Consider the following 20,195-nt stretch of genomic DNA (forward strand, 5'->3'; position numbering starts at 1 on the left):
TGTGATGACTGAATCGCTCGGACCGTTCCGGAGACATGTCACATGCCCAAGCTCTGCAAGTTCACTTCGCCCAGCGATGGCAAGCCCGTCTACGTCAATCCCGATCAGGTCAGCGTCGTCTACACCTTCAAGGGCCAGCCGCCCGACACCATCATCGCCTTCCGCAAGGACTTCCAGCTCGGTGTGAAGGAAAGCCTGGAAGAGACTGTCAAGATTCTCGAAAGCGGAGCCGAGGATGTTGCGCGCTGATGGCATGAGCCGGCGCAACTGTCTCCCCACCACTGCCGGATTGTCGCCGCAAAGCAGCCACGCGGCACTTTCATCCTCGCGCCATGAGGATCATCGCCGCATCTGTTCTCACCCTGGCGCTCAGTGCTTGCGCGAGCACGCCGGACCCGATCGTCGAGGACCGTTCGCGCTGCGACGCCTATGGCTTCCAGCGCGGCACCGACGCCTACGCCAACTGCGTGATGACGCAGGATCGCGACCGCGAGCGCCGCTATGACCGCCAGGCCGGACAGCGGCCCTCCCGCCCCGAGCGACCTTACAGTTCCGAAGAGGAATAGCCGCGGGTCTCCGGCCGAGCTCGGACCTCGTCCCGTTTGGGGTCTTCGCTCCTGCCCGATTCCGGTCGCGCCACCTGGCCAGTCGGGCACATGATCCATGCGTCCCGGCTCGTGACGGCGCGTCTCGTCGTGCGCCCCTTCATGATTGCCGACGCGCCCTTGCTCGTGGCTCTCTTCGCCGACCCGGACGTGCATCGCTTCGTCGACGATGGACAGCCGCTCGCGCCGGATGTCGCGGCGCTCTGGATCGAGCGCTCGGCGGCCAATCTCGAACGTTTCGGCTATGGCACCGGCGCCGTGGTCGAGCGCGCCAGCGGCGAGCTGATCGGCTGGGCCGGTTTCGCACGCCCGGGCGATGGCACCGAGGAAGCGATCTACGGCCTTCGGCGCGCCAGCTGGGGCAGGGGGCTGGGCAAGGAATTGCTCGCCGGCCTCGTCGCTTTCGCTGGGGAGCGCGGCATCGCGCCGATCAGAGCGACGGTCGATCCGGCCAACGGCGCCTCGGTGCACCTGCTGCGGCAGGCCGGATTCGCGCTCGCCGAACAGGGCTATGGCGGCGAGGCCGGGAGCGATCTCTATCTGCGCGGCGGCTGAGCGTTCGGTCGGCAAAAAACAGGATGCTGCTCTTCCGGGCCGGGATCGCAGTTCATTCTTCTCCGCCCGGCCGTTTGCGCGCGCTGCTCCTGTCGTGCGGAGCTGGCCGCCGGCCAGTGACGACCTCTGCCATGCAGCGATCGCAGCCAGGGCCGGAATCATGCCGGTTGGGCTTTGGCGCGAAGACGGCTATCTGATCGCTCGGCCGCTGCCCGGCTCAGCCGTTCTGCCATGAAGGGGGCACGATGATCCTCGACGAGCGCACCTACGCCATCAAGCCCGCGCATGTGCGCGACTATCTCGACCTCTACGTCGCCGAGGGGATGGAGCTGCAGATCTCCCATCTCGGCCATCTGATCGGCTGGTTCACCACCGACACAGGTGTGGTCAACGAGGTCGTGCATATGTGGCGCTTCGAGGATGCCGGCGATCGCGAGCGCCGGCGCGCCGCGATGGAGGCCGATCCGCGCTGGCAGGTTTTCCGCGCCAAGGCCGCCCCTTACGTGCTCGAGATGCGCAGTCGGATCCTCAGGCCGACGCATTTCTCGCCGCTGCGCTGATGTGGTGCAGGGCGCTGCTGTGACCGCTGCGCCGACCCGACCATCCACCCGGCCACTACTGGGTGGACGCGGGCTCGCCGCGCTCGTGGCGAGCCTCGAATGGCTCGGCGCGGCGATCCTCGCATTGCTCTTCCTCGTGGTGATCGCGGCGGTCACGCGCCGCTATCTCTTCGGCGATGGCCTCGTCTGGTCGGACGAGCTCGCGATCTGGCTCAATGTCGCACTGGTCGCGGTCGGTGCGCCGCTAGCGGCGACGAGCGCGCTCGCCATGCGGCTCGATGTCGTCGTCAACCTGCTGCCCGCGCCGGGACGGCGCCTCGCCGCCATCCTGGCCGAGGCGATCGCCGTCCATGGCGCGCTGGTCGTCGCGCTCGGCGGCGCCAGCGTCGCGGCATTGGTCGGCGGCACCTCGACCGTGCTCGGCCTGCCGGAGAGCCTGCGCTTCGCGAGCTTCGCCATCGGCGGCGGGCTGACGCTCGTCCTCGTGCTCTGGCGGGCTGCACTGGCGCAATCCTGGCCGGCGGCGCTGGCCGCGCTGCTGCTTGGTACGGGTCTCTATGTGCTGGCAAACAGCGCTACCGGCCTGTTCGTTGCGACACCGAGCCTGGTCGCCGGGCTCGCCGCTGCAGCAGGGCTCCTGCTCGGCGCGCCGCTGCCCTTTGCGCTCCTCGCCGGCGTTTCGCTCTCGGGCGCTTTCGGCGGCCTGCTGCCGGAGCCGGCGATCGTCCAGAACACGGTGGCGGGTATCTCGAAGTTCCTGCTGCTGGCGATCCCGTTCTTCCTGCTCGCCGGCGAGTTGCTGACCGCGGGCGGCCTCGCCGAGCGGCTGGTGCGCTTCGCTGCGGCGTTGGTCGGACATTTCCGGGCCGGGCTGGCGCAGACCGCTCTGGTCGCGAGCGTGCTGTTCTCCGGCGCCTCAGGCTCCTCGGTTGCCAACGCCGCCTTCGGTGCGAAGGTGATGGCGCCGGCGCTGGTTGCGCGCGGCTATCCGCCGGCCAATGCCGCCGCGATCGTCGCCGGCGTCTCGATGCTCGACAATATCATCCCGCCCTCGATCGCCTTCCTGATCCTGGCGGCGGCGACCAATCTCTCGGTCGGTTCGCTCCTGGTCGGCGGCTTCGTCGCGGGCGCGGTGCTGACTTTGGCGCTCGCCATCGGCATCCATCTCAGCGTCCGCGGCGTGGTCGATTCCGCTCCGCGCGCCAGCAGTGCCGAGCGGGCCCGGTCCTTTGTCGGCGCGCTCCCGGCGATCGGGCTCGGCATCGTTGTCGTGGTCGGCATCCGTTTCGGCGTGGTTACGGTGACCGAGGCCTCGGCGCTCGCGGTCGCCTACGCCCTCGTCGCCTGCCTGCTGCTGCGCAGCCTGAACGGCGGCACTGTGCTGGCTTCCTTGCGCAAGGCGGCGGGGGAGGCAGCGGCAGTCGGGCTGTTGATCGGCGCTTCCGCACCTTTCGCCTTCCTGCTCGCCGTCGACCGCGTCTCCGAGCAGATGGCCGGATTGGTGACGGCGCTCGGCGGCGGGCCGCTGGCGGTGATGCTGCTCTCCAATCTCGTTCTGCTGATTGCAGGCCTCTTCCTCGACATCGGCGCGGCGATCCTCCTGCTGGCGCCATTGCTGCTGCCGGCGGCGATCGCCGCCGGGCTCGATCCGATCCAGTTCGGCGTGGTGCTGGTGGTCAACCTGATGATCCACGGGCTGACGCCGCCGCTCGGCATCCTCGTCTATGTCACGAGCGGCATCATGCGCTTGTCACCGGCTGCGGTCTTCCGCGCGGTGCTGCCCTTGCTGGCGAGCCTTCTCGTCGCGCTCTTCGTCCTCTGCCTTGCGGTGGCGGCTTGGCCGTCGCTACCTGTTGCCTTCAAGGAGTTGTTCCGATGGCTTTGACCCGCCGCACCTTCGCTGCCGCCACGCTCGCGGCACCGGCCGTTCTCACGAGCCGTGCCTTTGCCGCCGGCCGGCCGGTGACGGTCGCTTCGCTGCTCGGTGAGGACAAGCCGGAAACCCGGATCTGGCGCCGCGTCACCGAGAAGCTGTCACAGACTGCGCCCGGCCGCTTCGACCTGCGCGTCGTGCCCAATGCCGCGCTCGGCGGCGAGAAGGAGGTGGCCGAGGGCCTGCGGCTCGGCTCGGTCCAGGCCTCGCTGTTCACGATCTCGGCGTTGTCGTCCTGGGTGCCGGACGGGCAGATCCTCGATCTGCCCTTCCTGTTCCGCGACCGCGGGCATCTGAAGCGCGTTCTGGCCAGCCCGCTCGGCGAGGAACTGAAGCGCAAATACGAGGCACAGGGCTTCGTCGTGCTCGGCTTCATCAATTACGGCGCCCGCCACCTCCTCGCCAAGGAGCCGCTGACCACGCCGGCCAGCATCAAAGGCAAGCGTATCCGCGTCATCCAGAGCCCGCTGCACACCGAGCTCTGGTCGGGCTTCGGCGCGCATCCGACGCCGATCCCGATCCCAGAGACCTACAATGCGCTGAAGACCGGCGTGGTCGACTGCATGGACCTGACCAAGTCGGCCTATGTCGGCTTCAAGCTGCACGAGGTCGTGCCCTACCTGATCGAGACCGGCCACATCTGGGCGGCTGGCGTCGTCGCGGTCTCGGCCAGCTTCTGGAAGGGCCTTTCGCCTGAGGACAAGGCGGCGTTCGCGGCTGCGGCTGCGGAAGGCGCAGGCTATTTCGACGAGCTGATCATCGCCGACGAGGACGCCTCAATGGCCAAGGCCAAGGCCGAGGGCGGCAAGGTCGTGCAGCCGGAGGACAGGCCCGGCTGGGAGGCCGGCGCGCGCAAGGTCTGGGCCTCTTTCGCGCCCAAGCTCGGCGGGCTCGACAAGATCGAGGCGATCGCCAGCAGCACCTGAGCCCGGCCGCCATCCATTCCGCGTTGATCGTCAAGGAAAGCCGTCCGCATGTCCCGTCCCGTTCTCCTCGTCACCGGCGGCAGCCGCGGCATCGGCGCCGCGATCTGCCGTTTCGCCGCCGAGCGCGGCTATGACGTCGCCGTCAACTATCAGGGCAATGCGCAGGCGGCGGCCGATGTCGTTGCAGCCTGCGGCCGGGCAGGGGCTAGGGCGGTCGCGATCCAGGGCGACATGGCGAACCTTGCCGACATCGCCCGCGTCTTCGCGCAGGCCAAGGCGGCGCTCGGGCCGCTGACCGCAGTCGTCAACAATGCCGCCATCACCGGCAAGAGCAGCCCGCTCGCCAAGTCGGATCCGCAGGTCATCCGCGCCTGCATCGACCTCAACGTCACCGGTGCGATCCTGGTGGCGCGCGAGGCGGCCCAGGCCCTGCTCGCCAATGAGGGCGCCAAGAACCGCGCCATCGTCAACATCTCCTCGATCGCCGCCGGGCTCGGCTCGGCCAACGAATATGTCTGGTACGCCGCCTCGAAGGCGGCGGTCGATTCGATGACCATCGGTCTTGCGATCGAGCTCGCCCCCGCCGGCATCCGTGTCAATGCGGTGGCGCCGGGGATGACGCAGACCGATATCCACGCGCTCTCGACCGGCGATGCCGGCCGCGTCGACCGGATCGCGCCGACGATCCCGCTGAAGCGCGTCGCCGAGCCGGAGGAAATCGCCGAAGCCGTGCTGTTCGCGCTCTCCGAGGCGGCCTCCTACATGGTCGGCTCGATCATTCGGGTTGGCGGCGGGCGATAGATCGCTCCAGTCGCTCAAACGACAGAATCGGCTGCGGGAACGGCCATAGACGGCTGGAGCCGCACTCCGTCCGTGCTAAATCGGCTGCCGCCCTGTTCAACCGGAAGCCCCAATGCGCGTCCTGCTCGTCCTGATCGCCTTCGGCATGGTCGCGGTGCCGGCTTTGCTCACGCTGGCGCGCAGCGACCTGCCGCGTGGCCGCAGGATCGGCAACGCGCTGATCGTCTTCCTGGCCCCGGCCTTCGCGCTCGGCCTGATCCACGGAGTGCCGGAGCTCGATGGCAGGGCGCTGCAGTATCCGGTCGCCTGGACGACGCTGCGGCTCGTCCTGACCGGCCTCGCACTGATCCTGCCCTGGTGCCTCTATGTCTGGCTCAACGGCCGACGCTGACTTTCCGACGGATTTTTCGACATGACCGAACCCACGCAGAACCCGCCGATCGACTTCGCCTTTACCGGCGACCGCAAGGGCCCGGCCCATGACCCGACCTATGCCGGCGCGCTCTCCTTCATGCGCCGCCGCTACAGCAAGGACGTCGCCGGCTGCGATGCCGTGGTCTGGGGCGTGCCCTTCGACCTCGCCGTCTCGAACCGGCCCGGCACCCGCTTTGGGCCGCAGGCGATGCGCCGCGTCAGCGCGATCTTCGACGGCGACGCGCAATACCCCTCGCGCATCGATCCGTTCGAGACGCTCGCCGTGGTCGACTATGGCGATTGCCTGTTGCCGCGCAGCGACCTGCAGGGCTGCGCCCGCGCGATCGAGAGCGAGGCCGCCGCGATCATCGCCAGCGGCGCCCAGCTCGTCACCCTCGGCGGCGACCATTTCATCACCTTGCCGCTGCTGCGTGCCCATGTCGCCCGCCATGGCAAGCTCGCCATCGTCCAGTTCGACGCGCATCAGGACACCTGGGACGATGGCGTCGGCGCGATCAGCCACGGCACCTTCGTGCTCGAGGCGGTGCGCGAGGGGCTGATCGATACCGAGCGCTCGATCCAGATCGGCATCCGCACCGTCGCGCCGCGCGATTGCGGCATCCAGGTGCTCGACGCCTATCAGGCGCACGCGCTCGGCGTCGACGGCATCGCGGCGCGGATCAAGGAACGCGTGGGGCAGGGGCCGGCCTATCTCACCTTCGACATCGATGCGCTCGATCCTGCCTTCGCGCCAGGTACCGGAACCCCGGTTTCCGGCGGCTTTTCCTCGGCTGAGGCGCTGCGCCTGGTCTGGGCGATCCGCGAGCTCGATTTCCGCGGCATGGACATCGTCGAGGTCTCGCCGCCCTATGATCATGCCGACGCGACTGCGATCGCCGGTGCGGCAGTGGCGCAGCATTATCTGCAGGCGCTGGCGCTGAAGAAGGCGGCTTGAATCGGGATGGCAGCCTCGGCTGCTAGGCGATTCCGGAGGCTGCGGTATTGAGGCGCGGGGAACCCTCTCCTGGAAGGAGAGGGCAGGGTGAGGTGTAGGCGATTGGACCAGTTCCGCGAGCGCTGACCGCGCGGCCGGGTTCAGGCTAACGTTTTCAGTCCGAACACCTCACCCCTGCCCCTCTCCTTCCAGGAGAGGGGTTCTGTGTCGCGGTTCTCGTACCCGCATCATTGACAGCCGCCATCGCCCGGAACATATACGCGCCATGATCATGAACCCGACCCGACGTCGCACCGAACAGGCCGCCCCGGCGTGCCCGCGATGACGCTCGGCTTCTAGTCCGAACGCCCGCGACCGCGCCCCGAGCGCGGTTTTTTTATGCCCGTCGCAAAAGTGATGTCCGGTTTTGCGACAAGGCTAAGTTCCAAAGCCAGCCAACCAGTTCCGTCCGCTTCCACCAGACGCCTTGCGAGGGTCCGATGAGCCAGAACCTGAAATCCATCTTCATCGACGGCGAAGCCGGCACCACCGGCCTCGGCATCCGCGAGCGCCTGGCCGATGTGCCGGAGGTCGTGGTCAAGAGCATCGATCCCGACAAGCGCAAGGACCCCGCCGCCCGCAAGGAAATGATGGCCGGCGTCGATCTCGTCGTGCTCTGCCTGCCTGACGATGCCGCCAAGGAATCCGTGGCGCTCGCAGACGAGCTCGGCAGCAACGCGCCCAAGATCGTCGACGCCTCGACCGCCCATCGCGTCGCAGCCGACTGGACCTATGGCTTCGCCGAGCTCGAGCCGGGCTTCGCCCAGAAGGTCGCCAACGCCAACCGCGTCGCCAATCCCGGCTGCTATCCGACTGGCGGCATCGCGCTGCTGCGCCCGCTCGTCGATGCCGGGCTGCTGCCGGCGGACTATTCCATCACCGTCAATGCGGTCTCCGGCTATTCCGGCGGCGGCAAGAGCATGATCGAGGCCTATGAGGCCGGCACTGCGCCCGATTTCGAGCTCTATGGTCTCGGCCTGAAGCACAAGCATCTGCCTGAGCTGCAGGTCTATTCGCGGCTGGAGCGGCGGCCGATCTTCGTGCCCTCGGTCGGCAATTTCCGGCAGGGCATGCTGGTCTCGATCCCGCTGCATCTTGACACCCTGCCGGGCAAGCCGAAGCCCGCCGATCTCGAGGCGGCTCTGGCCGAGCGCTATGCCGGCTCGACCTATGTCAGCGTCCTGCCGGCGGAAGCGGGCGGCAAGCTCGAGCCGCAGGCGCTCAACGACACCAACAAGCTCGAGCTGCGCGTCTACGGCAATGCCGATCTCGGCCAGGCCGTGCTCGTCGCCCGGCTCGACAATCTCGGCAAGGGCGCCTCCGGCGCCGCCGTTCAGAACATCCGGCTGATGCTCGGCCTGCCGGAATGTTGACAGTCGTTCACATCCTGGCCTCTCGACCGCATCGACTCCCGTAAGCGGCGCTGAAACAGCGGCTGCACCCCCCAAATGGGGGATGCAGCCGGCTGTGCTCGCGCTCATAGCTGGGAACAGCGGCTAGAGCGGGGGCGATTCGATGCCGGGATTCGATACGTTGGGCGTGCGTCTGGCGCGCAGCCGGCGCAGATTGGAACGCGAGCGTGCAGCTGCCGCCGTGATCGAGCGTTCGGTGGAGCAGGGGCTGGGGGGCCCCGATCAAGGCGAGGTGGGAAGCCATCTCGCACCACCCGGCATGCGGACAACCATGTCGGCGCAGGTGATCGCGTTTCCGAGCCCGAACGGGCGTATCCGAGACTGAGGCAGCCTTGTCAGTGCAAGGCGGTCAGCGCTGCCGGGGTTGAGGTCGAACGATCCCCGGCAGCGCTTTTTATGTCAGGCCTCGTAAGGCTTGAAGAGCTGCTTTTGTGTCCCCAGGCCCTCAATGCCGAGCGCGACGGTCTCGCCACCCTTGAGGAAGCGCGGCGGCTTGAAGCCGAGGCCGACACCGGGCGGCGTGCCGGTGGTGATGACATCACCCGGATCCAGCCGCATGAACTGGCTGATATAGTGGACGAGATAGGCGGCGCCGAAGATCATCGTCTTGGTCGAGCCGTTCTGGACGCGCTCGCCGTCGACCTCGAGCCACATCGCCAGGTTCTGCACGTCGGCGATCTCGTCCGGCGTCACCAGCCAGGGGCCGAGCGGGCCGAAGGTCGGGCAGCCCTTGCCCTTGGCCCATTGCCCGCCGCGCTCGGTCTGGAACTCGCGCTCGGAGACGTCGTTGCAGACGCAGAAGCCGGCGATCGCGGCCATTGCATCCTTCTCGGCGATATAGGAACCGCCATCGCCGATCACGATGGCGAGTTCGACCTCCCAGTCGGTCTTCTTCGAGTTCTTCGGAATGATCACGTCGTCATTGGGACCGACGATGCAGTTCGGCGCCTTGTTGAATAGGATCGGCTCGGCCGGGATCGCGGCGCCGGTCTCGGCAGCATGGTCAGCGAAGTTGAGCCCGACGGCGATGAAGTTGCGGACGTCGCCGACGCAGGCGCCGATCCGCGGCGCACCATCGACCAGCGGCAGTGATTCGGGAGAGAGCCCATTCAGCTTGGCGAGCGAGGCCGACTTCAAAGCTGCGCCGGCGATGTCGGAGACATGGGCCGAAAGATCGCGGAGCTTGCCGGCGGCGTCGACGAGGCCGGGCTTCTCCTGGCCGAATGCGCCGTAACGAACCAATTTCACGTCGTTTCCCCCTTTTCAATCGTTTCAAACAGGTATGTGAACCAAGACCGAGGTCGCCGCGATCCTGTGCGGAGTGCCGTTCCGATGCAAGCCCGCCGGGACGCATGCCATGCCTGCGGGCAGGCCGGGAGTTGTGGCGCTTGTGCAACGGTCCCCGGTAAACAGCGCGATCGTGCCAAGCCGGTGGAAAAGGCCATGCTGCGACGCACAATGGCAAAATCCACGATAGTTCGCATGTAAACCATCTTTTCCGTTGCCAGCTTTCAGGCAAGGCGCGCGAAACGCGCCGTTTTTGCGCGTTTTTGGCGATGCTGCTGCTGGCAATTCGCGTAGCAGGGCGATTTGAAGGCGATCTGGGCGGGATTGCGGCGGAAACAAGCTGGCGGCATGGTGTTGGCAGATTCCCGCGGCATGCTTCGCCGCAACTGCCACAACAAGAACCTCAGCCTGGGGAAGACGCCGCGATGAAGAGCCTCCTGAAATTCACCGCCGCCGCCACCGTCTCGCTTTCGGCGCTGCTCGCGGCTGGCGCAGCTTCGGCGAGCTCCTTCGCGATCCGCTCCGGTCAGAGCGCCGAAGGTCTCGGCATGGCCTATGCGGGCGCCGCCTCGGGCGGCATCGGCATGGGCTCGATGGCCTGGAACCCGGCGACGATCACGATGTTCCCCGGCCGCAACAGCCAGTGGAACTTCACCTATATCAACGCGAATGCGAGCTATGACCCGACCTCGGTGACCCGGCTCGGTGCGCCCAACGGTCCGGCCAGCCCCGTGCAGAACGGCACCGGCAACATCGGCGGCGACGGCGCCTTCATCCCGGCCTCCTACTCGGCCTGGCAGCTCACCGACCGCTTCTGGATCGGCCTGACCACCGGCGCGCCCTACGGGCTGCGCTCGAAGCCGGAGAACCAGGTGCATGCCGCGCAGGTCTATGGCCGCTCCGCCAAGGTCGCGACGATCAACGTCTCGCCGACGATCGGTTATAAGGTCAATGACTGGATCTCGATCGGTGCGGCGGTGCAGGTCCAGTGGCTGAACGCTGCTCTGAAGACCGCATCCGGCGTCGCCCCGACCGCTGCGCCGGTGATCATCGAGGGTGACACGATCGACCTCGGCTATCGCTTCGGTGTCAACCTGACGCCGTGGAAGGGCACCAATATCGGCATCGCCTATCGCTCGGCGGTGCGGCAGACGCTGGACGGCACCTTCCGCACGCCGCTCGGCGTCGTCCCGGTCAAGGCCAATCTCAACCTGCCCGACTCGGTCGTGTTCGGTGTCTCGCAGGAGATCAACGAGCAGTGGCAGGTCCACGCCGGTGTCGAATGGACGAACTGGAGCCGCTTCCGCAATATCCCGATCGTCAGCAAGCTCAGCGGGCAGCCGGTCACCAGCCTGAACTTCCAGTATGACGACGCCTGGTTCTTCTCGGCCGGTGCCGAGTACAAGTACAATCGCGACCTGACCCTGCGCGCCGGTGTCGGCTACGAGCTTTCCGCGGTCAACGATCACAACCGGACGATCTTCATCTCCGACAATGATCGGCTCTGGCTCTCGGCCGGTGGCAGCTATCAGCTCACCGACAAGCTGAAGCTCGACCTCGGCTACACCTACATCCACGTGAAGAAGGCCTCGGTGGACTACACCGGCGCCCATCCGCAGCAGCAGGCGGTGTTCTACACCGCCGAGGCCAAGCCCTATATCCACATCGTCTCGGCCGGCCTGACCTATCGCTGGGACAACCCGACGGAGACGATCCCGGTTCGCCCGGTCGTTCGCAAGAACTGATCGACGCTTTTGGCGATGACGAAAGAGCCGGCCTTCGGGCCGGCTCTTTTGTTTGAGATGAAAGGATCGTCTCGCCGGCTCCTGGGCAAACGGCCTGGTAGCCGAATGCCGGGAAGGTGGGCCGGCTCGCGGCCGGCGCCTGCTGCCTAGGCCTTGATCTTCACATAGCTCCCCGGCGCATCCTCGAGCGCAGGCAGGGAGCCATCGCCGGGGATGCGCGGCTCGACCCGCTTGGGCGCCTGCTTCTCCAGCCAGGCGAGCCAATGCGGCCACCAGGAGCCCGGGTGCTCTTCGGTCTTCTTGACCCAGTCATCGAAGGCGCCTTCCGGCTTCGGGCCGGTCCAGTACTGGTACTTCACCTTGTTCGGTGGGTTGACGACGCCGGCAATGTGACCGGAGCCGGCCATGACGTAGTCGACCGGGCCGCCGAAGGTCTGCGATCCCAGAAAGACCGATTGTGCCGGGGCGATATGGTCCTCGCGCGTCGCGAGATTGTAGATCGGGATCGTCACCTTCCTGAGGTCGAGCAATTTTCCGCCGACGCGCATCTCGCCCTTGCTCAGCTTGTTCTCGAGATAGCAGTTGCGCAGGTAGAAGGAGTGGTTCGCCGCTGGCATCCGGGTCGAGTCCGAATTCCAGTAAAGCAGGTCGAACGGAGTCGGCGCCTTGCCCTTAAGGTAATTGTTGACGGCATAGGACCAGATCAGGTCGTTCGGCCTGAGCATGTTGAAGGCGCCGGACATGCGGGCGCCGTCGAGATAGCCGCGCTCGGCCATCTGCTCCTCGACGGAGCGGATCTGCTCCTCGTCGACGAAGACCGAGAGCTCGCCGGCATGGCTGAAGTCGACCTGCGTGGTGAAGAAGGTCGCGCTGGCGATGCGCTTGTCCTTCACCGCCGCCATATAGGCCAGGGTCACGCCGAGCAGCGTGCCGCCGACGCAGTAGCCGATTGAGGAAACCTGCTTCTCGCCGGTCACCTCTTCGATCGCCTCCAGCGCGGCGAAGATGCCCTCGCGCATATAGCTCTCGAAGTCCTTGAGCGCGTGCCGGTGGTCCGGGTTGACCCAGGAGATGCAGAAGACCGTCAGCCCCTGCGCGACGCACCAGCGGATGAAGCTCTTCTCGGCGTTGAGGTCGAGAATGTAGAACTTGTTGATCCAGGGCGGCACGATCAGCAGCGGGCGCTTCAGCACCGTTTCGGTCGCCGGCGCGTACTGAATCAGCTCGATGATGTCGTTGCGGTAGATGACCTTGCCGGGCGTGGTTGCGATGTTGACGCCGACCTGGAAGGCGCCGGCGTCTGACTGCCGGATCTTGAGTTCGCCGCCGCCAGCCTCGACATCCTCGGCCAGCATCTTCATGCCGCGCACCAGGTTCTCGCCGTTCTGCGCCATAGTTTCGCGCAACAGCTCAGGATTGGTCGCGACAAAATTGGAGGGCGAAAGGGCCCCGGCGAGCTGCTTGACGTAGAAGCGGGCCTTGTTGCGCGTATGCGGGTCGAGCTCGTCGGCCTGCTCGACCATGTTCTCCGCCCAGCGCGTGGTCAGAAGATAGGCCTGCTTGACGAAGTCGAAGACTGGATGGGTGTTCCATTCCGGGTCGGCAAAGCGTGCATCCCGCTTCTCCGGCGCGATCACCGGCTCGACCTGCTCGCCGCCGAGCCGCTTCAGCGTCGCGCTCCACAGGCTGAGGAAGTCGCTGGTGAGCGCGCCTTGAGCCTCGATGATCTTCTGGGGATCGCTGATCCAGCGCTCGGCGACGCGACCGAGCACCTTGACCATCTCGCTCGCCTCGTCGGCCTGGCCGGTCTTGGCCTCGCCGCGTTCGATCGGTTTCAGATAGGCCGCAGTCACCTTGCCGGCCTGCTCGACCAGCTTGCCCATGTTCTGCGCCATCGATTCGAAGTCGGGCACCGGCGGCAGGTCGGCGAACGGCGTTTCAGGTGCCTTGTGGCCGGCTTTGCCCTTCTCGTCAGCAGGCGGACACATGGCGACGCTCCCCTCGGTAGCCTTACGCAGGAGTTGCACTCCCCATTTTGGACCCATTAAGGACCTAACCGGTATGAGTGACAAAGAAATTTTGCGGAAGCAGGGCAATGGCTGACAGGCGGACAGAAATCTCGCTCAAGGCGATCGGGATCGTCCTGCTCGTCGGAGCTGTGCTCGGCGGCTGCGGAGCCGCGCGCGGCGTCGCCGAAATGACCGATTTCGCTACCACGCCGGGCGAACCCAAGCCCTTCGTGGTCGAGACTCGGCCGCAGGACCCGAGATATATCCCGATCGGCACGACCGTCTCGCGCGAGGCCAAACGCAAGACCGTCGACGAGTTCAAGAAGCTCGAGGCCGAGCTCGACGCCAAGCGAATCTCCAACGAAGCTGCCGGCACGCAGGCGCAGGATCTCGGCAAGGTCCTGCCGCCGCCGGTCGCGCCGACGCTGCCCAAGGAGTGACGGAGCGCAGATCGCTTGCCTGACGCTTTCCGGGCCATTCCAATGATGGCCCCGCAGCGGAGCGCCAGCGATGATCCTGATCGGCCAGTATGATTCGCCTTTCGTGCGGCGCGTCGGCATCGCGCTGACGCTGTACGAGCTGCCCTTCGAGCATCGGCCCTGGTCGGTCTTCGGCGACGGCGACAGGATCGCCCCACTCAATCCCCTGGTCCGCGTGCCGACGCTCGAGCTCGACGATGGGCCCGTGCTGGTCGAGAGCCATGCCATGCTCGACTATCTTGACGGCCTCGTGCCGCCCGATCGCGCGCTGTTCCCGCGCCAGGAGCCGGCGCGTCATCGGGCCTTGCGCGTCGCGGCGCTGGCTATGGGACTGGCCGAGAAGGCAGTGAGCCTGTTCTACGAATTGCGGCTGCACGACCAAGTTTCCGAGGCCTGGGCCGGGCGCTGCCGGAGCCAGATCGCGGGCGCCCTTGCCGCCTTGGACCGGGAGAGGGCCGAGCGCACCGGCGACTGGTGGTTCGGCGACCGCATCGGCCATGCCGATATCGCGCTCGCCTGCGCGCTGCGGTTCGCCGGCGAGGCGCATCCCGATCTCGTGGCTCTAAGCGACTATCCGGCGCTGGCGGCACATTCGACCCGCTGCGAGGCGCTCGACGTCTTCCGGCTGATCAGCCAGCCCTTCATTCCGCCGGCCTGAGGCGTTGCCGCGATGCGGCATGCGCTGCTGTTCGCTGAATCTTGCGTTTTTTCTGCTGTCGGGGCGGAAGTTGCGGTGGTAAGGCATCGCAACGCAAGAATGTGATTTGCCGTGCCATCGTGCGGCAATCCGCAGGGACCTGTTCTCGAAATGACCGATTTCCATCGCATCAAACGCCTGCCGCCCTACGTTTTCGAACAGGTCAACAAGATCAAGGCCGCCGAACGCGCCAAGGGCGTCGACATCATCGATCTCGGCATGGGCAATCCCGATCTGCCGGCGCCGAAGCACGTCATCGAGAAGCTGGTCGAGACCGCCGGCAAGCCGCGCACCGACCGTTACTCCGCCTCCAAGGGCATTGCGGGTCTGCGCCGCGCCCAGGCCCACTACTATCAGCGCCGCTTCGGCGTGACGCTCAACCCCGACACGCAGGTCGTCGCCACGCTCGGCTCGAAGGAAGGCTTCGCCAATATGGCGCAGGCCATCACCGGTCCTGGCGACGTCGTGCTCGTGCCCAATCCGAGCTATCCGATCCACGCCTTCGGCTTCCTGATGGCGGGCGGCGTGATCCGCTCGGTTCCTGCCGAGCCCACGCCGGCCTTCTTCCCGGCGGTGGAGCGGGCGATGGCGCATTCGGTGCCGAAGCCGATCGCGCTCGTCACCTGCTATCCGGCGAACCCGACCGCCTATACCGCCTCGCTCGATTTCTATCGCGACCTCGTCGCCTTCGCGAAGCGGCACGATCTGATCCTGCTTTCCGATCTCGCCTATGCCGAGGTCTATTTCGACGAGAACGACCCGCCGCCCTCGATGCTGCAGGTGCAAGGCGCGATCGACGTCACCGTCGAGTTCACCTCGATGTCGAAGACCTTCTCCATGGCCGGCTGGCGCATGGGCTTCGCTGTCGGCAACGAGAAGCTGCTGGCGGCGCTGGCGCGGGTGAAGTCCTATCTCGACTATGGCGCCTATACGCCGATCCAGGTCGCGGCGGCGGCGGCGCTGAACGGCCCGGACGACTGCATCCGCGAAATGCGCGAGACCTATCGCAAGCGCCGCGACGCGCTGGTCGAGAGCTTCGGCAAGGCCGGCTGGGAGTTCCCGGCGCCGCAGGCCTCGATGTTCGCCTGGGTGCCGATCCCGGAGAAGTTCCGCCATCTCGGTTCGCTGGAGTTCTCCAAGCTGCTGATCGAGAAGGCCGAGGTCGCGGTCGCGCCTGGTATCGGCTTCGGCGAGCACGGCGACGACTATGTCCGCATCGCCATCGTCGAGAACGAGCAGCGCATCCGCCAGGCGGCACGCAACATCGGCCGTTTCCTGAAGACCGCCGACCAGACCCTGCACAACGTCATCCAGATGCCGAAGGCGGGGTAGGGCATAAGCCCGCTCGATAACCATCACACTGTTCCAGCTCGTCATGCTCGCCCTTGTGGCGAGCATCCACGTCTTGAACACTGCCTTCGTTGACTGGCGCGAAGGCGTGGGTGGTCGCGACAAGCCCGACCATGACGGGAGGGCGGTGCTCGCGGACATGCGTCCGTTCGCCTGCGTCTGGCACGACGGCCGTCAGTGTTGCGCGCCGGCACTGGACCGAACCACCAAAACATGGGAACGCAGGCGGCGAGGCGGATAGCAGGGACTGAGCGCGCATCATGGTCTCGAAGGGCCGGTTGATCGGGATCGTTTTCGGCCTGTTCGCGCTGGTCTGCCTGTTCGCGACCTATGATTTCTCGCGTGGCCGCACGACCGATACCGACTCCGCGCTGATCGCGGAGGTGCTGACCGCCTCGCGCGCCAAGGAATGCGGCCGCGACGCCACCGAGATCGCGGCGAAGTATTTCCCGGTCGGCATGGGGCGGGCCGAAGCCGAACAGCTGCTGGCGCAGACCGTGATCAAGGCGCCAAAGCCCTGGTTCTGGAAGCCGGTCGACGAGAATTCGACCCAGGCGGATGGCGACAGTGTCGAGGCGCTGCGGACCATCAAGATCACTGCCTTCGGCAACCAGCTGCTTCGGCTCTATCTCGGCTTCGAGGATGGCAAGGTCCACAAGCTCGCCGCCGAGGTCGTCTGCCGCTTCGAGTGAAGGCCGCGAACCCCGTCACTTCTCGATGACGCAGAAGCGGTTTCCGTCCGGGTCTTCCAGCACGATGTAGTCGGCGCCCTCGGGATAACGCCAGTCAGCGCGCTTCGCACCGATGCGCAGGAGGCGCTCGACCTCGGCTTCGCGATCGCTGGCATAGAGGTCGAGATGATGGCGCTGATGATCCTGCGCCTGCGACGAGACCTGCGTGATCGCGAGCTGCACGCCGGGGCCTGCGCGTGGCACCAGGATAGCCCAGTCGGGCGAGGGCGGTCGCAGCGGCTCATAGGCGAGTGCCTCCGTCCAGAAGGCGATGGCGCGCGGCACGTCGCGCACGCCCCAGACGATCGAGCCGACCTTCAGCATCGCAATACCTCTTCGTTGCCTACTCAATCCGGCATTTCCGAAGGGGTTCCCTCCACCCCTTCGCCGTTGACTCCCTGCGCGCCTCATGCGACCCCGCCGCTCATGACCATGCACGCTGCTCCCTCCGAGATCAGGCCCCTGCGCGTCGGCATTGCCGGCCTGGGAACAGTCGGCGCTGCGGTCGCCGGCATTCTGAAGCGCCAGGAGAACGCGCTCGCCGCCCGCTGCGGACGGCCGATCCGGGTGACGGCGGTCTCGGCTCGGGACCGCAACCGCGATCGCGGCATCGATCTCTCGGGCTTCACCTGGTTCGACGATCCGGTCGCGCTCGCCGCGTCCCCCGAGATCGATTGCCTGATCGAATTGATCGGCGGCTCTGACGGGCCGGCCAAGAAGGCGGTCGAGACCGCGCTCTCCGCCGGCAAGCATGTCGTCACTGCCAACAAGGCGCTGCTCGCCGCCCATGGCGTCGCGCTCGCCGAGCTCGCCGAGAGCAACGGCGCGGCGCTCGCCTTCGAAGCCTCCTCGGCCGGCGGCATTCCGGTGGTGAAGACGCTGCGCGAGGCGCTCTCGGGCAACAACGTCACCCGGCTCTATGGCATCCTCAACGGCACCTGCAATTACATCCTCTCGCGCATGGAGCTGGAGGGGCTGACCTTCGAGGCTTGCCTGAAGGACGCCCAGCGCCTCGGCTACGCCGAGGCAGACCCGACCTTCGACGTCGAGGGTTTCGATACCGCGCATAAGCTCGCCATCCTGACCAGCCTCGCCTTCGGCACGAAGATCGACGCCGAAGCGATTCATGTCGAAGGCATTTCCTCGATCACGCCGCTCGATCTGAAGATGGCCGACGAACTCGGCTACCGGATCAAGCTGCTCGGCGTCGCCGAGCGCACCAAGACCGGCATCGAGCAGCGCGTGCACCCGACCATGGTGCCGAAATCCTCGGCGATCGCGCAGGTCATGGGCGTCACCAACGCCGTCACCATCGATGCCGACGCCGTCCGCGAGATCACCCTGGTCGGTCCTGGCGCCGGTGGCGGCCCGACCGCCTCGGCCGTGATCGCCGACATTGCCGATGTCGCCCGCGGCACTGCCGGCCAGCCCTTCGGCATGCCGGTCTCCAGGCTGGAGCAGCCGACCCGCGCGCCGATGCAGCGCCATGAGGGCGGCTATTACATCCGCCTCGCCGTGGCCGACCGTCCTGGCGCCGCCGCCGCGATCGCGACCCGGATGGCTGAGGCCGACATCTCGCTCGAGAGCATCGTCCAGCGCCGTTCCGAGATCGCCGCCCAGCGCGATCCCGGCGGACGCTCCGGCGCGCCGGTCCCGGTCGTGCTGATCACCTACGCCACCAGCGAGCGGGCGATCCGCGCGGCGCTGGAGAAGGTCAGCGCCGACGGTCACATCGCCGAGGCGCCGCAAGTCATCCGCATCGAGCGGGAATGAGCATGGAAGGCGCGGTCGCCCCCGGCTTCGCCATATCCTTGCCCATCCGTTCGTTATTCACCTCGGCCATCCGCTAACGCGCTCAGGGAGTCCCCATGTCCGAAGACCTCCGCATTTCGCCCGATCAGATCATCGAGCGTTTCCTCTCGATGGAACTGGTGCGCGTGACCGAGCGCGCCGCCGTCTCCGCCGCGCGCTGGCGCGGCCATGGCAATGAGAAGGCGGCCGACCAGGCGGCGGTCGATGCGATGCGGCGCGAGCTCAACCGCCTGCCGATCAACGGTGAGATCGTCATCGGCGAGGGCGAGCGCGACGAGGCGCCGATGCTCTATATCGGCGAGAAGGTCGGCCTCGGCACTGGCCCGAAGGTCCACATCGCCGTCGACCCGCTCGAGGGCACGACGCTCTGCGCCAAGGACATGCCCGGCTCGATCGCGGTGATGGCGATGGCCGGCGCCGGCCAATTGCTCTACGCCCCCGACGTCTACATGGACAAGATCGCGATCGGCCCCGGCTATCCGCAGGGGATCGTCGATCTCGACGCCAGCCCGGCTGACAACGTCAACGCGCTCGCCCGCGCCAAGGGCGTCAAGCCGCACGAGATCTCGACGCTGATCATGGATCGGCCGCGCCACGCCAAGCTGATCGAGGAGGTCCGCAAGACCGGAGCCTCGATCCGCCTGATCACCGATGGCGACGTCGCCGGCGTGATCTTCTGCACCGAGCCGGAGAAGACCGGCATCGATCTCTATCTCGGCATCGGCGGCGCGCCCGAAGGCGTGCTCGCCGCGGCGGCGCTGCGCTGCGTCGGCGGCCAGATGCAGGGCCGCCTCATCCTCGACACCGAGGAGAAGCGCCAGCGCGCCGCAACCATGGGCGTCAAGGACCCGAACCATAAATACGACATGGCCGAGATGGCCTCGGGCGACGTCATCGTCTGCGCCACCGGCGTCACCGATGGCGGCATGCTTTCGGGCGTGCGCTTCGGGCCCGAGGTGATCGAGACCGAGACGATCGTCTATCGCTCGATCACCGGCACGGTCCGCCGCATCTATGGCGAGCACCGCGAACTCGCCAAGTTCAAGCTCGACTGAGCGCATAGCTTGTTGTGACAGGCAGGCCCGTTCCGCGCAGAGGCGGAGCGGGCCTTCTTTTTTGCTGGCTTGCTCAGTCCTGCAGTCTGCCGCCGGCGAGGGTGTGCTCGACGCAGGCGTTGATATGCGTCGCCAGGACCTCGGTTGCGCGCGCAATGTCGCGCCGCATCGCGCAGTCGAGCAGGATCTGGTGCTCCTGCGCCGCGATCTCGCCGCGGAAGATCACCGCGACCATCTGGTAGCGCAGATAGCGGTCATAGACCGAGGCGTGCGTCTCCATCAGCACCTGCGAGCCGCAGGCCGAGATCAACGCGTGATGGAACTCCCAGTCATAGCGCTTCCACAGCTCGGGGTCGGCGCGGTCATTGTCGAGCATGCGCTTTTCCATCAGGGCCAGCTTGTGATGGGCGGCGACGACGCGACCCTCCCATTCCATGTCGCCGGTGGCGAAGGACTGGGCGAGGGCATGCCCCTCCAGCAGGAGACGCAACGCCGCGATCTCGCTCAGATTGCTGGCCGAGACCGGCGCTACCATGAAGCCCTTCTGCCCCTCCGCCTCGACGAGGCCCTCCGATGAGAGCCGGTTCAGGATCTCGCGCAGCGTGCTGACGCTGGTCCCGTAGGTCTCGCGCAGGTCGTCGAGCTTGAGCCTTTGCGCCGGCGCCAGCCGCCCGAACACGATGTCGGCGCGAATGCGGCGATAGGCGAGTTCTCCGATCGAGGCGGTCGGCGGCGCGTAGTTCAACATGCGTGGGTCCGTCCCGAACAGCGGCTGGCGCGTGAGCTTAGCCGCGGAGCAGGTAGGGCACAATTGCTATGGTGAAATCAAA

General features: G+C 66.7%; 22 protein-coding genes. 18 read left to right on the forward strand and 4 right to left on the reverse strand.

Annotated elements, in window-relative coordinates:
• Positions 1-42: 42 nt before the first annotated feature.
• The 11 genes from AC07O0_RS26420 (at position 43) to AC07O0_RS26470 (ending at position 8,525) form a co-directional block, all read left to right on the forward strand.
• Complete coding sequence (locus AC07O0_RS26420) at positions 43-249, forward strand: hypothetical protein (RefSeq protein ID WP_494627220.1); 207 nt, start codon at positions 43-45, stop codon at positions 247-249.
• Between the two features lie 83 nt (positions 250-332).
• Positions 333-566, forward strand: coding sequence for a hypothetical protein (locus AC07O0_RS26425; RefSeq protein ID WP_494627222.1), 234 nt, complete (start codon positions 333-335; stop codon positions 564-566).
• Positions 567-656: 90 nt separating this feature from the next.
• The gene (locus AC07O0_RS26430) at positions 657-1,160 is read left to right on the forward strand and encodes a GNAT family N-acetyltransferase (protein WP_494627224.1); all 504 of its coding nucleotides are present in this window, start codon (positions 657-659) and stop codon (positions 1,158-1,160) included.
• 245 nt (positions 1,161-1,405) lie between these two features.
• A complete protein-coding gene (locus tag AC07O0_RS26435; protein ID WP_057192325.1) occupies positions 1,406-1,720 on the forward strand; it encodes an NIPSNAP family protein in 315 nt (104 codons plus the stop codon).
• 19 nt (positions 1,721-1,739) lie between these two features.
• A complete protein-coding gene (locus tag AC07O0_RS26440; protein WP_494627226.1) occupies positions 1,740-3,605 on the forward strand; it encodes a TRAP transporter large permease in 1,866 nt (621 codons plus the stop codon).
• Positions 3,596-4,579, forward strand: a complete 984-nt coding sequence (locus AC07O0_RS26445; protein WP_494627228.1) for a TRAP transporter substrate-binding protein — start codon at positions 3,596-3,598, stop codon at positions 4,577-4,579. The genes AC07O0_RS26440 and AC07O0_RS26445 overlap by 10 nt, the downstream gene beginning before the upstream one ends.
• 48 nt (positions 4,580-4,627) lie before the next feature.
• Positions 4,628-5,380, forward strand: a complete 753-nt coding sequence (locus AC07O0_RS26450; protein WP_494627229.1) for an SDR family oxidoreductase — start codon at positions 4,628-4,630, stop codon at positions 5,378-5,380.
• A gap of 112 nt (positions 5,381-5,492) precedes the next feature.
• On the forward strand, positions 5,493-5,771 hold the full coding sequence (locus AC07O0_RS26455) for a hypothetical protein (RefSeq protein ID WP_494627231.1): 279 nt from the start codon (positions 5,493-5,495) through the stop codon (positions 5,769-5,771).
• Positions 5,772-5,792: 21 nt separating this feature from the next.
• Positions 5,793-6,749: an agmatinase gene (gene speB, locus AC07O0_RS26460; protein WP_494627232.1), complete on the forward strand. Its 957-nt coding sequence runs from the start codon at positions 5,793-5,795 to the stop codon at positions 6,747-6,749.
• Positions 6,750-7,228: 479 nt separating this feature from the next.
• Complete coding sequence (gene argC / locus AC07O0_RS26465; protein WP_494627233.1) at positions 7,229-8,161, forward strand: N-acetyl-gamma-glutamyl-phosphate reductase; 933 nt, start codon at positions 7,229-7,231, stop codon at positions 8,159-8,161.
• Between the two features lie 142 nt (positions 8,162-8,303).
• The gene (locus tag AC07O0_RS26470; RefSeq protein ID WP_494627235.1) at positions 8,304-8,525 is read left to right on the forward strand and encodes a hypothetical protein; all 222 of its coding nucleotides are present in this window, start codon (positions 8,304-8,306) and stop codon (positions 8,523-8,525) included.
• 74 nt (positions 8,526-8,599) lie between these two features.
• On the opposite strand, the gene AC07O0_RS26475 is transcribed toward AC07O0_RS26470, so the two are convergent.
• Positions 8,600-9,448 carry a fumarylacetoacetate hydrolase family protein gene (locus AC07O0_RS26475; RefSeq protein WP_494627237.1) on the reverse strand — a complete coding sequence of 283 codons (849 nt, stop codon included), beginning with the start codon at positions 9,446-9,448 and terminating at the stop codon, positions 8,600-8,602.
• Between the two features lie 464 nt (positions 9,449-9,912).
• Here AC07O0_RS26475 and AC07O0_RS26480 point away from each other — a divergent pair, with 464 nt between their 5' ends.
• Positions 9,913-11,232 (forward strand): OmpP1/FadL family transporter, encoded by a 1,320-nt coding sequence (locus AC07O0_RS26480; RefSeq protein ID WP_494627239.1) that lies wholly within the window; start codon positions 9,913-9,915, stop codon positions 11,230-11,232.
• A gap of 146 nt (positions 11,233-11,378) precedes the next feature.
• On the opposite strand, the gene AC07O0_RS26485 is transcribed toward AC07O0_RS26480, so the two are convergent.
• Complete coding sequence (locus AC07O0_RS26485; RefSeq protein ID WP_494627400.1) at positions 11,379-13,127, reverse strand: PHA/PHB synthase family protein; 1,749 nt, start codon at positions 13,125-13,127, stop codon at positions 11,379-11,381.
• 200 nt (positions 13,128-13,327) lie between these two features.
• Between AC07O0_RS26485 and AC07O0_RS26490 the strand changes: the two genes are divergently transcribed.
• From AC07O0_RS26490 to AC07O0_RS26505, 4 genes are all read left to right on the forward strand, one after another.
• On the forward strand, positions 13,328-13,681 hold the full coding sequence (locus tag AC07O0_RS26490) for a hypothetical protein (RefSeq protein ID WP_494627241.1): 354 nt from the start codon (positions 13,328-13,330) through the stop codon (positions 13,679-13,681).
• 70 nt (positions 13,682-13,751) lie between these two features.
• Positions 13,752-14,378 carry a glutathione S-transferase family protein gene (locus AC07O0_RS26495; protein WP_494627243.1) on the forward strand — a complete coding sequence of 209 codons (627 nt, stop codon included), beginning with the start codon at positions 13,752-13,754 and terminating at the stop codon, positions 14,376-14,378.
• 150 nt (positions 14,379-14,528) lie between these two features.
• Positions 14,529-15,749 (forward strand): LL-diaminopimelate aminotransferase, encoded by a 1,221-nt coding sequence (locus tag AC07O0_RS26500; RefSeq protein WP_494627245.1) that lies wholly within the window; start codon positions 14,529-14,531, stop codon positions 15,747-15,749.
• A gap of 278 nt (positions 15,750-16,027) precedes the next feature.
• The gene (locus AC07O0_RS26505; protein ID WP_494627247.1) at positions 16,028-16,459 is read left to right on the forward strand and encodes a hypothetical protein; all 432 of its coding nucleotides are present in this window, start codon (positions 16,028-16,030) and stop codon (positions 16,457-16,459) included.
• Positions 16,460-16,474: 15 nt separating this feature from the next.
• On the opposite strand, the gene AC07O0_RS26510 is transcribed toward AC07O0_RS26505, so the two are convergent.
• Positions 16,475-16,822 carry a VOC family protein gene (locus AC07O0_RS26510; RefSeq protein ID WP_494627248.1) on the reverse strand — a complete coding sequence of 116 codons (348 nt, stop codon included), beginning with the start codon at positions 16,820-16,822 and terminating at the stop codon, positions 16,475-16,477.
• Between the two features lie 108 nt (positions 16,823-16,930).
• On the opposite strand from AC07O0_RS26510, the gene AC07O0_RS26515 reads away from it, so the two are divergent.
• The gene (locus tag AC07O0_RS26515; protein WP_494627402.1) at positions 16,931-18,271 is read left to right on the forward strand and encodes a homoserine dehydrogenase; all 1,341 of its coding nucleotides are present in this window, start codon (positions 16,931-16,933) and stop codon (positions 18,269-18,271) included.
• A gap of 95 nt (positions 18,272-18,366) precedes the next feature.
• Positions 18,367-19,365 carry a class II fructose-bisphosphatase gene (glpX, locus tag AC07O0_RS26520; protein WP_494627249.1) on the forward strand — a complete coding sequence of 333 codons (999 nt, stop codon included), beginning with the start codon at positions 18,367-18,369 and terminating at the stop codon, positions 19,363-19,365.
• 73 nt (positions 19,366-19,438) lie between these two features.
• Here the strand turns inward: glpX and AC07O0_RS26525 are convergent, their stop codons facing one another.
• On the reverse strand, positions 19,439-20,113 hold the full coding sequence (locus tag AC07O0_RS26525) for a GntR family transcriptional regulator (RefSeq protein ID WP_494627250.1): 675 nt from the start codon (positions 20,111-20,113) through the stop codon (positions 19,439-19,441).
• Between the last annotated feature and the right edge of the window lie 82 nt (positions 20,114-20,195).

This window comes from Allobosea sp. GW821-FHT10B12, from assembly GCF_059415545.1.